The 12284-nt window shown below is 46.7% G+C and carries 13 protein-coding genes; 9 read left to right on the top strand and 4 right to left on the bottom strand.

Annotation, left to right across the window (positions count from 1 at the left end; all coding sequences use genetic code 11):
• The first annotated feature begins 22 nt into the window (after nt 1-22).
• On the top strand, nt 23-1231 hold the full coding sequence (locus tag H735_RS00215) for an FAD-dependent 2-octaprenylphenol hydroxylase (RefSeq protein WP_020196166.1): 1209 nt from the start codon (nt 23-25) through the stop codon (nt 1229-1231).
• Nucleotides 1232-1309: 78 nt separating this feature from the next.
• On the opposite strand, the gene H735_RS00210 is transcribed toward H735_RS00215, so the two are convergent.
• From H735_RS00210 to ygfZ, 3 genes are all read right to left on the bottom strand, one after another.
• Nucleotides 1310-1516: a DUF1107 domain-containing protein gene (locus H735_RS00210; protein ID WP_005449772.1), complete on the bottom strand. Its 207-nt coding sequence runs from the start codon at nt 1514-1516 to the stop codon at nt 1310-1312.
• A gap of 652 nt (nt 1517-2168) precedes the next feature.
• A complete protein-coding gene (locus tag H735_RS00205; protein WP_020196167.1) occupies nt 2169-2642 on the bottom strand; it encodes an aminoacyl-tRNA deacylase in 474 nt (157 codons plus the stop codon).
• On the bottom strand, nt 2635-3603 hold the full coding sequence (gene ygfZ / locus H735_RS00200) for a tRNA-modifying protein YgfZ (protein WP_020196168.1): 969 nt from the start codon (nt 3601-3603) through the stop codon (nt 2635-2637). The genes H735_RS00205 and ygfZ overlap by 8 nt, the downstream gene beginning before the upstream one ends.
• A 236-nt stretch (nt 3604-3839) precedes the next feature.
• On the opposite strand from ygfZ, the gene H735_RS00195 reads away from it, so the two are divergent.
• Together H735_RS00195 and H735_RS31505 are read left to right on the top strand one after the other, a co-directional pair.
• On the top strand, nt 3840-4100 hold the full coding sequence (locus H735_RS00195) for an FAD assembly factor SdhE (protein WP_005429937.1): 261 nt from the start codon (nt 3840-3842) through the stop codon (nt 4098-4100).
• Nucleotides 4069-4488 (top strand): protein YgfX, encoded by a 420-nt coding sequence (locus H735_RS31505; RefSeq protein ID WP_227741542.1) that lies wholly within the window; start codon nt 4069-4071, stop codon nt 4486-4488. The genes H735_RS00195 and H735_RS31505 overlap by 32 nt, the downstream gene beginning before the upstream one ends.
• Nucleotides 4489-4522: 34 nt before the next feature.
• Here H735_RS31505 and nadB read toward each other — a convergent pair whose 3' ends face one another.
• A complete protein-coding gene (gene nadB, locus H735_RS00185; protein ID WP_027726688.1) occupies nt 4523-6130 on the bottom strand; it encodes an L-aspartate oxidase in 1608 nt (535 codons plus the stop codon).
• 558 nt (nt 6131-6688) lie between these two features.
• On the opposite strand from nadB, the gene rpoE reads away from it, so the two are divergent.
• The 6 genes from rpoE to lepB all read left to right on the top strand — a co-directional run bounded on the left by rpoE (nt 6689) and on the right by lepB (nt 12274).
• Entirely contained in the window at nt 6689-7267 is a 579-nt protein-coding gene (gene rpoE / locus H735_RS00180; RefSeq protein ID WP_005449784.1) for an RNA polymerase sigma factor RpoE, read from the top strand.
• Between the two features lie 26 nt (nt 7268-7293).
• On the top strand, nt 7294-7920 hold the full coding sequence (locus tag H735_RS00175; protein ID WP_005449785.1) for a sigma-E factor negative regulatory protein: 627 nt from the start codon (nt 7294-7296) through the stop codon (nt 7918-7920).
• Nucleotides 7917-8882 (top strand): sigma-E factor regulatory protein RseB, encoded by a 966-nt coding sequence (rseB, locus tag H735_RS00170; RefSeq protein WP_009707602.1) that lies wholly within the window; start codon nt 7917-7919, stop codon nt 8880-8882. The genes H735_RS00175 and rseB overlap by 4 nt, the downstream gene beginning before the upstream one ends.
• The gene (locus H735_RS00165) at nt 8879-9349 is read left to right on the top strand and encodes a SoxR reducing system RseC family protein (RefSeq protein ID WP_020196171.1); all 471 of its coding nucleotides are present in this window, start codon (nt 8879-8881) and stop codon (nt 9347-9349) included. The genes rseB and H735_RS00165 overlap by 4 nt, the downstream gene beginning before the upstream one ends.
• Nucleotides 9350-9476: 127 nt before the next feature.
• Nucleotides 9477-11270 carry a translation elongation factor 4 gene (gene lepA / locus H735_RS00160; RefSeq protein ID WP_005449790.1) on the top strand — a complete coding sequence of 598 codons (1794 nt, stop codon included), beginning with the start codon at nt 9477-9479 and terminating at the stop codon, nt 11268-11270.
• A 104-nt stretch (nt 11271-11374) separates the two neighbouring features.
• Nucleotides 11375-12274: a signal peptidase I gene (lepB, locus tag H735_RS00155; protein WP_005449792.1), complete on the top strand. Its 900-nt coding sequence runs from the start codon at nt 11375-11377 to the stop codon at nt 12272-12274.
• The last annotated feature ends 10 nt before the right edge of the window (nt 12275-12284 follow it).

Genomic DNA, 12284 nt, shown 5'->3' with positions numbered 1-12284 from the left:
AACGAATTAGGTAACAAAAGCAATGATGCAAAGTGTAGATATCGCCATCATCGGCGGTGGAATGGTAGGTTTGGCATTAGCTGCCGCTTTTAAGGACAGTGACCTGCGAGTAGCCGTTATCGAAGGCGCAGTACCAAACGACACACTAAATGAACTGCCAGATGTACGCGTATCGGCGTTGAGTCGTTCAAGTGAAACTATCCTTCGTAACCTTGGTGCTTGGCAGGGTATCGAGCAGCGTCGTGCTTCTCCGTACCATGCGATGGAGGTCTGGGAGCAAGACAGTTTCGCTAACATCGCATTTGATGCACAAAGCATGGCTCAACCAGACCTTGGTCATATCGTTGAAAACCGCGTGATTCAATTGGCGCTGCTAGAACAAGTTCAAAAGCTGGATAACGTAACCCTGTTTATGCCTGCTCGTTGTGCAACGCTTGCGGTGGGTGAGCAAGAAAGCTGGCTAACGCTCGACAACGGTCAGACTATGACTGCTAAGTTGGTTGTTGGCGCAGATGGTGCAAACTCTTGGCTGCGTAACCAAATGGATATCCCACTAACGCATTGGGATTACGGTCATAGTGCGCTTGTCGCGAATGTAAAAACCGCTGACCCACACAACAGTGTTGCGCGTCAGATCTTTACACCGCAAGGTCCGCTGGCGTTCCTTCCAATGTCTGATCCGCACATGTGTTCGATTGTGTGGTCTACCGAGCCAAATCGTGCCGAGCAATTGCTGGCGATGAATGAGCAAGAGTTCAATAAAGCACTGACTAGCGAATTTGATGTGCGTTTAGGTTTGTGTGAAGTGGTTGGTGAACGTGCGGCATTCCCACTTAAGATGCGTTATGCGCGTGACTTTGTGGTTGAACGCGTGGCGTTAGTTGGCGATGCAGCACACACAATTCACCCACTAGCAGGGCAGGGTGTGAACCTTGGTTTATTAGATGCAGCAAGCTTAGCGCAAGAAGTGTTGGCGCTGTGGAAACAAGGGCAGGACATTGGCACCAAACGTAACCTACGTGGTTACGAGCGTTGGCGCAAAGCTGAGGCGGCGAAGATGATAGCGGCAATGCAAGGCTTCCGTGATCTGTTCTCTGGTGAGAATCCTGCCAAGAAGCTTGTTCGTGGTATTGGTTTGAGCCTAGCAGGGCAACTGCCGGGTGCGAAAGATGAAATCATGAAGCGTGCATTAGGTTTGAAAGGCAACCTGCCGGAACTAGCGCGTCAATAAACACGTTCTTCGCTTCGCAAACAAAAGAAACAAAAAAGGCTGGTTAATCCAGCCTTTCTTTTTACATCGATGTTTAAGCTAAGCGTATGCGCATCTGAGCTTCATAATCTCTTGGTTAATCTCTTTTACTGCCTGAAAGTGACGCTTCTCAGCTTTCTCTGGCAACATCAATTTTCCGTTATCAAACTCGAACTTACCGACTCCGTAAATATAGATTCTTCCTTTAAAAAGACGACTTATGTGTTTAGCAATCATACCTGGTGTATAGCGCTTAAACAGTCTCATATTTACTCTTCCTTATCTCTTACCTAGCCCAGTTATTCTACGTTTTTCGCGTAAAAATTATTGTGACAGCAATAGTATTAAGTGCAGTTGAGGTACTTGGCTTTAGAGATTTGTGCTGCCTTAGACAAATTGACAGAGTCATATCTCAAATAGCGTGAGGATTACCTCAAAAAATCATTATCGAAGGAACCAGTCCTTGAGTCCTCCTATTCTTACGTGGTGCATTAAGCATCAGTTTTGTTACAGAAATAAGAATAGAAGGAAAATGATTGTTTGCTAAATGTTTTTACTCAATGGGTTGCATTTTGTTCGTTTTGACGAGGTTGAAACCTCAAATGCATTGCTTTCATTGAGTTAGAGGAAAGAAAAGGGAAAAAGTTCCACGCAAAAAAAAGCCCGCTTCGGCGGGCGAATAGTCACAGATGCATTACACAAAAGTGGACGACTGACTTAATGAACGCTGTCATACAAGTCAGCAGATTCACTTTACGTTGGCTGAGTAGTTGTTGAAAACTTAACCAACGAATTCAGCATATACGAGTTTTTCATTTATGACTATTTATGTTTTAAAAATGATTAAAAATTCTTAAATGTAATCGGAGAGATATGAGTGAGATCACGCAGGAGTGAGAATCCTGCGCTTGATTACATGTTAGCGACAGATATCAGCCATGGTTGGTTGGCATAATTGGATTAGATCATCGATGGATAGCGCTAAGCCAGCCATACGATCTCCGCTGCTAATGGTGATTTCTTTTTCTTCAAGCAAACTTGGATCAAATACGATCGGCATGTAGCGTTTTAAGAGTAGTGGTGTGACAGTACCAATCTTGTATCCGGTAATCGCTTCTACGTCCGCTTGATCAACACACGTCATACGACGGCACTGCAGTAATGCGCGCACCTTCTTTGGATCAACGCTACGATCACCTGGTGCACAAGCAAGCGCATATTGATTTCCCATATCACGCAAAAGAATCGCTTTGACCATTTGAGAGGGGCGAATGCCGCGTTGTTGCGCGGCATCCTCAATGGTTGTTGCTGGCCTTTGATGAGAAAGAAGGCGGTACTCGATGTTTTGGTCCGCCAAAAACTGCATCAAAGGGGTATGAATGGTATTACTCATCGTCAAGGCTGTACGGCAATGCTGCGATTTCCCATTCACACTCAGGTTGAGCAACCAAGCGCAGACGAGTGTCATCGTCTAGGTTGTTTGGTAATACAATGAGCCCCATCGCTTGGTTGTCGCTGAATTGGTAATGCGTGAGCAACGTGCCTACTGAACGCCAGTTTTCACCGACACTACGTTCCAGTTCGATTGCACCTTCACCTAAGGCTTCAGCGGTTGCACCTTTAACAATGTACATTGCACGTTTGTTGGTACCGCGGTATTTCGCGCGCGCTACAGTTTCTTGACCTGTGTAGCAGCCTTTCGTAAAGCTGATGCCGCCAAGCGCTTGTAGGTTTAGTGCTTGTGGAATGTGCTCGTTTTGCGTATCTGCTGCCACGTATGGCAGTGCTGCTTCAATATCGAAACGGGTCCAAAGCTCATGGGTTGTCAGTGATGCTTTGCTATCTTCCACTAACGATTGTGCAGCTTCTGCTGTAAGCGCAAGCAACCAGCGGTTTGAAGCGACTTTGACTGCAGTGCCACCTTCAACTGTACGCACATCGCCAGAATCAGCATTTAATGTTGAGATGAACGCATCTGCATTCTCACCAGCAACACCCAGCACAACGTCGCTAGACTCTTCGATGGTCACTTTCGAGAATACCGCGTACTTTTTGATTTCTTTCAGTTCCACTTCAATCGCTGATTTCGGCTGAACCATTGCATAGCCATCGTTATGGTGGAATAGGCGGAAGACACTCCACACTTTACCTTTCGCATCACAATGTGCCCCCAACATTGATTGGTCTTTCTCAAGAGAAACCACATCGCAGGTAACTTGACCGTGTAGGTACGACTTTTTGTCGTCTCCAATCATGGTTATCATACCCAGGTTATCCAATAGCGAGATAGACAGCTCAGGTAGTGCGTCTTGTGTCGATAGGTTCAGCGGTGAAAAGCGAGTTTGCCATTCCATGATTACAATGCCTTTTGAAGATATTTTTCAGCTATGTTAAATGCAGAATCGGCATTTGTCAGCACTCAATATATCCACTCAATTTTAAGGTGTTTGGCTTTGCTGAACGTTTGTTTATTAAATGCGTTCAGGATTTGCAGCGACTTGGCTACATATTGTGACCCGCACACTAGTGACGTTGCACATCCCTTGTTACACTCCGCACTAAGAACAAGACATCTATGAAGGAATACTGAATGTACACTGCGGAAGAAAAGGCGCGTATTAAATGGGCTTGTCGTCGTGGCATGCTTGAGCTTGACGTGGTGATTATGCCGTTTTTTGAAGAGTGCTTTGATGCACTTAATGAGCAAGAGCAGCGTGATTTCGTCTCACTACTAGAATGCGATGATCCCGATCTGTTTACTTGGGTGATGGGTCACGGTCGTAGCGAAAATCTAGGTCACGCTTCGATGGTCGATAAAATTGTCGCACACAACCTCAGCAAGGTTCGTTAATCTTAAGGTTAACACTTCTCTATACGCCCAAATTACCAACCAACTTCTTCTCCTAGGTTGCGTTTGGGCGGTTATCTGCTCTGATATCCCACTCGTCTTATCAACTTATCTGTTACTACTGATTATCCGTTGCCAAATGCAAGGTGGCTTTGTCGTGCCTTCAGCCTGCGGCGGTTGGTATTTGCATCGTGATGGCACAGTACGCAATGACAAACAAACTTCGACACTATCGAGTGTTGATGTGTCGGCGGCGGCGTTAAAAGTCACGTTTGAATTAGTGTCGGGTGAGAAAGTCACGATTTGGCGAGACAGTTGTGAAGACGTGGCATATCGTCAACTGTGTTTGATATTACGACAATGGAAAATGGGAGCCGAAGCTCCCATTTGACCTTGTATCTGACGGTTACTTTTAAGTGCCAGAGCTATTTGTTTGGCGTAAGAATCGTTGGGCCGCTGTTTTCTAGCTGGTTTGGATAATCCAAGGTGTAGTGCAGACCACGGCTCTCTTTACGCTGCATCGCACAACGTACCATCAGCTCTGCGACTTGCAGCAGGTTACGTAGCTCTAGCAAGTTGTTTGATACGCGGAAGTGACTGTAGTACTCGTGCGTTTCTTGTTGCAGCATCTGGATACGGCGCAGTGCGCGTTCAAGACGTTTATCGGTACGAACGATGCCCATGTAATCCCACATAAATAGGCGCAGCTCATGCCAGTTGTGTTGGATGATCACTTCTTCATCACTGTTGGTCACTTGGCTTTCATCCCAACATGGAACCTGCGGTGCTAGTTCTACTTCGTTGTGATGTTTAAGGATGTCTTTGGCTGCCGACCATGCGTAAACCACACACTCAAGTAGCGAGTTCGATGCCATACGGTTCGCGCCGTGCAAGCCTGTGTAGCTCACTTCACCAATCGCGTAGAGGTTCTTCAGATCGGTATGACCGTTTTGATCGACCATGACGCCGCCGCACGTGTAGTGCGCCGCAGGTACGATTGGGATTGGCTCTTTGGTCATGTCGATACCCAAATCCATCAAACGAGAGTAGATGGTTGGGAAATGCTTAGTAATGAAATCCGCTGGCTTGTGGCTGATGTCGAGATACATGCAGTCAGCACCTAAGCGCTTCATTTCGAAGTCGATAGCGCGAGCCACGACATCACGTGGAGCAAGCTCTTTACGCTCATCAAAATCCGGCATAAATCGTGAGCCATCAGGACGACGTAAATACGCGCCTTCACCACGCAATGCTTCTGTTAGTAAGAAGTTGCGCGCTTCTGGGTGGAACAAACAGGTCGGGTGGAATTGGTTGAACTCTAGGTTCGCAACACGACAACCTGCACGCCACGCGATTGCGATACCATCACCAGATGACACGTCTGGGTTAGAAGTGTATTGGTAAACTTTGGAAGCGCCGCCCGTTGCGAGAACAACAAATTTAGCGCGAACAGTTTCAACTTGTTCTTCGTTGCGGTTCCAAATATAAGCGCCAATGATCTTGTTTTTGTCGCCGCCGATTTTATCTTCGGTGATCAAATCCAGAGCATTATGGCGCTCAAGAACATGAATGTTTGGGTGGCTGTGTGCATTGTCTTGTAGAGAGGTTTGCATTGCCATGCCAGTGGCATCAGCAGCGTGCAAAATACGTCGACGGCTGTGACCGCCTTCGCGAGTTAAGTGATAACGTGGCTCATCGTCAGAATCATCATCTTCACGATCGAATGGTACACCACCATCAATCAACCACTGTACACACTCTTTTGAGTTTTCCGCGATGAACTTAACAGTCTCTTCATCACAGATTCCATCCCCGGCAATTTGCGTATCTTCAACGTGAGACTCAATGGTGTCCGACTCATCAAATACGGCAGCGATACCACCTTGCGCGTAATACGTTGCGCCTTCGCTGCGCGGTCCTTTACTTAGAACCATTACCTTACAGTGGTTTGCGACACGCAAAGCCAACGACAAGCCCGCGGCGCCACTCCCTACCACTAACACATCACATTCATGTTCACGATTTGTGTTCATATTACTTTTACAATCCCAAGCTAAGGTAACAAGGCTACCTTGTGTATATTTTGCACACCATGTGCATTCCATTAACGCGACATCCGTCGCTAAGGGCTAAGTTGGGAGACGTATCGAAATCGGCGTTACCTTGGTGACTTCAGCCACTCTTATTTTGCCATGCCTTGGGCATGCAGATGCTTCCTGAGTTTTGTTTGTAACGCGATGTTCTGATAGCCATTAGCCATGCAAATGAAAAGTAATAGTTTGTCAATGCCATTGCTTTTCTATGCTCTACCCAGCACAATCTGGGACAGAGATCATCCATTATACCCATTTCCCCACCAGTATGCTCGCTTGTCAAAACGAGACTTAAGTCGGACGAGGAGCGGGATTTGGCTAGTGACATCACACTGTGAAAAAACAATGACAAAAAATTTGAGAAACCATGGAACTTTCTCATTCACGTCAGGGTCACAATAGTGCTCAAGTAAGCAGTGGTGTCAATACTACGTTTTGCATAATTAGTACCCATATCTGAGAAGAGTAGGGGCATAACAAATAGGAGTATCCGCTCGAATGAACGAGCAGCTGACCGATCAAGTATTGATTGAGCGAGTTCAGAATGGCGATAAGCAAGCATTCAACCTGCTGGTAACAAAGTACCAGAACAAGGTATGTAACCTTATCTCCAGATACGTAAGTAATCCTGGCGATGTTCCAGATGTAGCACAAGAAGCGTTTATCAAGGCTTACCGAGCTATCCCTAGTTTTCGTGGGGAGAGTGCGTTTTACACGTGGCTGTATCGCATTGCAGTGAATACTGCGAAAAATCACATCGTTGCTCAAGGTCGTAGACCACCTGCAACAGACGTTGATGCTGAAGAAGCTGAATTTTACGAAACAGGTAATGCACTTAAAGAAATTTCGAACCCTGAGAACTTAACGTTGTCCAAAGAATTGCAACGGGTAGTGTTCAGTGCAATCGAAGCCTTACCTGAAGATTTAAAAACCGCAATGACTCTGCGCGAGCTTGATGGCTTGAGCTACGAGGAAATTGCTGAAGTAATGGATTGCCCGGTGGGAACGGTACGATCGCGTATCTTCCGTGCTCGTGAGGCGGTGGAAAAGAAAATCAAACCTCTTTTGCAGCGCTAGTACAAGTGATAACTATGGTGAAAATAATGGCTGACAAAGAAAAACTTTCAGCTCTCATGGATGGAGAATTGGTCGATAAGGCTTTAATTCAAGAATTAGAGCAAGACCAAGAGAGCCGTGATGCTTGGCAGAACTATCACCTGATTGGTGATGTGATGCGAGGCGAAGCGCCAGCAAAGCCTGAGTGGAATATTGCTGAAAGCGTAGCGTTAGCGTTAGAAGACGAGCCTGTGCATCGTGCTATCGATTCGCGCAGTGCTAACGTAATTTCAATTAACGACGCGCCAAAAGAGTCGCAACCAGAGCCACAAAAAGCGAAACGCCAGTTGCCTGCATGGTTGACTCAGTTTGGTCAAGTTGCCGTTGCTGCGTGTGTGTCACTTGTTGTGATATTAGGCGTTCAACAGTACGGCGGTAGCGACCCAATGTCGCCGCAAGCTGACCAACTTCCTGTGCTTCAGACTGTGCCATTTGCGGGCAGCGCTGAACCAGTAAGCTTGACGCGTGAATCCGTAGAGCGTTCCGTTGGTGAAGCAAATATGCAAGAGCAACGCAAACGCGTTCATGCTATGCTTCGTGACTACGAACTGCAGCTAAGAATTAACAGTGATGCGTCTCAACAAGATGCACATCTGACACCGGATATTGAATGAAAAAATTTCTGATCAGCGCTTGCGCTCTGTTCAGTCTGATGTCTTCGCAAGCCTTTGCTGGTGATAAGCCAGCGGAGGCTTTATTGCATCAAATGAGCGAGGCGAGCAAGAATTTAAGCTACGAACTCTCTTATATCCTTATCAAAAAGAACAGCATTGAACCTTTGCTGTATCGTCACGCGACTCACGACAAAGACCAGTACGCACATCTTGTGTATTTGAGTGGTCCTGTACGTGAAGTGATCCGTCGCGGCACAGAAGTAAGCTATATCGAAACTGGCGCAGAACCGTTTACCATCGAATCGGGTAAAATGGTTGCTCCAATCATGCCGATGCTGAACGCTAACATCGACGAGCTAAACTTGTACTACGACTACGTAAAAGTAGGTCGTGCCCGTGAGGCTGGTGTTCCAACACAAGTGCTGCGCATCGTGCCAAAAGATGGGCTACGTTACTCTTACGTATTGTGGATTGATGAGAAGAGTAAACTGCCACTGCGTGCTGATCTCGTTGATCGTGATGGTGAAATGCTTGAGCAGTACCGTACTATTTCTTACTCAGTGAACCCTAAGATTGGTGAACTGATGAGTGGTTTGGAAGAGGTTCAGTTACCTGGTGTTTTGACTATGCCGAAAGGCGATATCGGCACCAGCGATTGGACTGTGGGTTGGATACCAGAAGGTTTCCAACCAAATGAACTGAATCGCTACCGTATGGCGGTGACCGACCAAATGGTAGAAAGCCAATTGTACTCAGATGGGCTGTTTAGTTTCTCTGTGTATGTGGCGAACAAAGATGAGCATTCGCTGAAAGGTCAGCTGGTTCGTCAAGGTCGTCGCACTCTACATAGCTTTATTAACGGCAACCACGAAATCTCTGTTGTAGGTGATATCCCACCAACAACGGCTCAGCGCATCGCACAATCGGTCACTTTTAATGTAACAAAGAGTGAAGTGCAATGATGACTGCATTGGCTACCGTGACGGGGGTTCATCGTCACGGTCAGCAATATGATGTCGATCTCAGCTGCGAGCAACAGACCAGTTGCAGCAGCTGTTCATCGCAAAAAAGTTGCGGCACTGGCGTGGTTACCAAAGCCATCGGTAACAAAACGCTGTCGTGGCATTTGCGTACCCCAAAATCCGTCAAAGTTGGTCAGGTCGTGGAAATTGGTTTCCCCGAAGCAAGCCTTATCAAATCAGCTATGGCGGTCTACCTTCTTCCTTTGTTTGGTTTGATTCTCGGTGCTGTAATTGGCAACTTCCTGCTAGTACCTTTAACCGCAGGCGGTGAGGGCATTACCATCCTAGCTTCGGTATTGTTCGCAGCAGGTGGCATGTGGCTCGCAAAACGTGTGTCACGCCCACTAGAAGATGAGTCAAAACGCCAAGTCACCCTCATTCGAGTTCTCGGTGAACCTATTCAATAAGTTCTAGACTTTAAATAAGGTGCGCCCGTTAACGAAATTGGGTAGAATCTGCCAACTTGATTGAAATGCCGTCAACAGACGGCTTTCTTACTGTCCCTATTTGTAAAGAGTTAGTCACCCTAAATCTATGAAGCACATTCGTAACTTTTCGATTATCGCCCACATCGACCATGGTAAGTCGACCCTATCTGACCGTCTAATCCAAGTTTGTGGTGGATTAAGCGATCGTGAAATGGCCGCACAGGTTCTGGATTCTATGGATCTTGAACGTGAGCGTGGTATCACCATCAAATCTCAGAGTGTGACGCTGAACTACACCGCTAAAGACGGCGAAACGTACCAGTTGAACTTCATCGATACTCCGGGACACGTTGACTTTGCGTACGAAGTATCACGTTCTCTAGCTGCTTGTGAAGGCGCGCTACTGGTGGTTGACGCAGGTCAGGGTGTAGAGGCTCAAACCCTAGCTAACTGTTACACCGCAATCGAAATGGATCTAGAGGTTGTGCCAATCCTGAACAAGATTGACCTACCAGCTGCTGATCCCGAGCGTGTAGCGGAAGAAATTGAAGAGATCGTTGGTATCGATGCAATGGAAGCAACCCGCTGTTCTGCGAAGACAGGTCTAGGTGTTGACGACGTTCTAGAAAACATCGTATCAGCAATTCCAGCACCAGAAGGTGATCCAGACGCGCCACTTCAAGCGCTGATCATCGACTCATGGTTCGATAACTACCTTGGCGTTGTTTCTTTGGTTCGTATTAAAAACGGTTCACTGAAGAAAAACGACAAGATCAAAGTAATGAGCACAGGTCAAACTTGGGGTGTGGATCGTCTAGGTATCTTCACGCCTAAGCAAGTGGACACTGATGTTCTGCGTACTGGCGAAGTAGGCTGGGTAGTTTGTGGTATCAAAGACATCCTAGGCGCACCAGTAGGTGATACGCTGACGCTAGCGAAAAACGGCAGCGAGAAGCCACTTCCAGGCTTTAAGAAAGTAAAACCTCAGGTATACGCGGGTCTGTTCCCAGTATCTTCTGATGATTACGAAAACTTCCGTGACGCACTAGGTAAACTTAGCCTAAACGATGCATCGCTATTCTACGAGCCAGAAAACTCAGCAGCACTAGGCTTTGGTTTCCGTTGTGGTTTCCTAGGCATGCTGCACATGGAAATCATCCAAGAGCGTCTAGAGCGTGAATACGACCTCGACCTGATTACAACGGCACCAACGGTAGTTTACGAAGTAGAACAAACTAACGGTGAGACTCTATACGTTGATAGCCCTGCAAAACTGCCAGCGGTTAACGACATCGAAGAGATCCGTGAGCCTATCGCGCGCTGTAACATCCTAGTACCAGCGGACTACCTAGGTAACGTAATCACACTATGTGTTGAGAAGCGTGGCGTTCAGGTGGACATGGTTTACCATGGTAACCAAGTTGCGATCACTTACGACATCCCAATGGCAGAAGTGGTACTGGACTTCTTCGACCGTTTGAAGTCGACATCACGTGGCTACGCGTCTCTGGATTACAACTTCCAACGCTTTGAAGCATCGAACATGGTACGTGTAGACGTACTACTGAACGGCGACAAAGTGGATGCGCTAGCGTTGATTACGCACAAAGATCAGTCTCAGACTCGTGGTCGTCAGCTTGTTGAGAAAATGAAAGAGTTCATTCCTCGTCAGATGTTCGACATCGCGATCCAAGCGGCTATCGGTAACCACATCATCGCGCGTTCTACTGTGAAACAGCTACGTAAGAACGTAATCGCGAAATGTTACGGTGGTGACGTGAGCCGTAAGAAGAAACTTCTGAAGAAACAGAAAGAAGGTAAGAAACGTATGAAGCAGATCGGTAACGTAGAGCTGCCTCAAGAAGCGTTCCTAGCAATTCTTCACGTTGGTAAAGACTAGAGTTGAACTATCTCGTGCTCTTGTCTGTCATAAGACGTTAGATAGTAAAATAAGTGAAAGGGTTTCGGCTCTTTCACTTTCGTATTTTTAGATAAGGGAATTTAATGGCGAATACATTCTCACTGATTCTAGTTATCGTGACTTTGGTAACTGGCGTAGTTTGGCTACTAGAAAAGCTGGTGTTTGCGAAAAAACGTCAAGCGAAAGTAGCGGAGATCCAAGCGCAAACAACCAATGGTCTGGATGCGGTGACGCTACAAAAAGTAGAAAGCCAACCGTGGTGGGTAGAGAACAGCGTTTCTATCTTCCCAGTGATTGCATTCGTATTGGTATTACGTTCTTTTATCTATGAACCGTTCCAAATCCCTTCAGGCTCAATGATGCCAACCCTACTAGTAGGTGACTTCATTTTGGTGGAGAAATACGCGTACGGATTGAAAGATCCGGTATGGCGCACGCAGCTAGTGGAAACTGGCAAGCCTGAGCGTGGCGACATCGTGGTATTCAAGTACCCACCACAGCCAAACGTTGACTACATTAAACGTGTGGTAGGTTTGCCTGGTGATACCGTTCGTTACTCTGCGGATAAGCAGGTATGTATTCAATCGAAAGGTGAGTCATCTTGTAAGCCAGTTAAGCTGAACAATGTTGAAGAAAGTCAATTCATCCAAAACGGTATTCCTCTGATTCAGATGAATGAAAAACTGGGTGAAGTTGAGCACCAAATTTTGGTGAACCCATTAACTCGTGACCGCGTGCAGAACTACCAACCACGTCCAGGTGTTAACGAGTGGGTTGTACCACAAGGTCAGTACTTCGTTATGGGTGATAACCGTGACAACAGTGCTGACAGCCGTTACTGGGGCTTTGTTCCAGAAGCAAACTTAGTCGGTAAAGCTGTTGCGATCTGGATCAGCTTCGAGTTTGATCGTGGCGCAGATAGTGTTCTACCTTCATGGATTCCAACTGGTGTGCGTTTTAACCGCGTCGGTGGCATTCACTAACCATTACATA

Source organism: Vibrio owensii CAIM 1854 = LMG 25443 (assembly GCF_000817815.1).
GTDB classification, from domain to species: Bacteria; Pseudomonadota; Gammaproteobacteria; order Enterobacterales; family Vibrionaceae; genus Vibrio; species Vibrio owensii.
The sequence above is the reverse complement of the archived record's forward strand: the minus strand, read 5'-3'. Positions and strand labels throughout refer to the sequence as shown.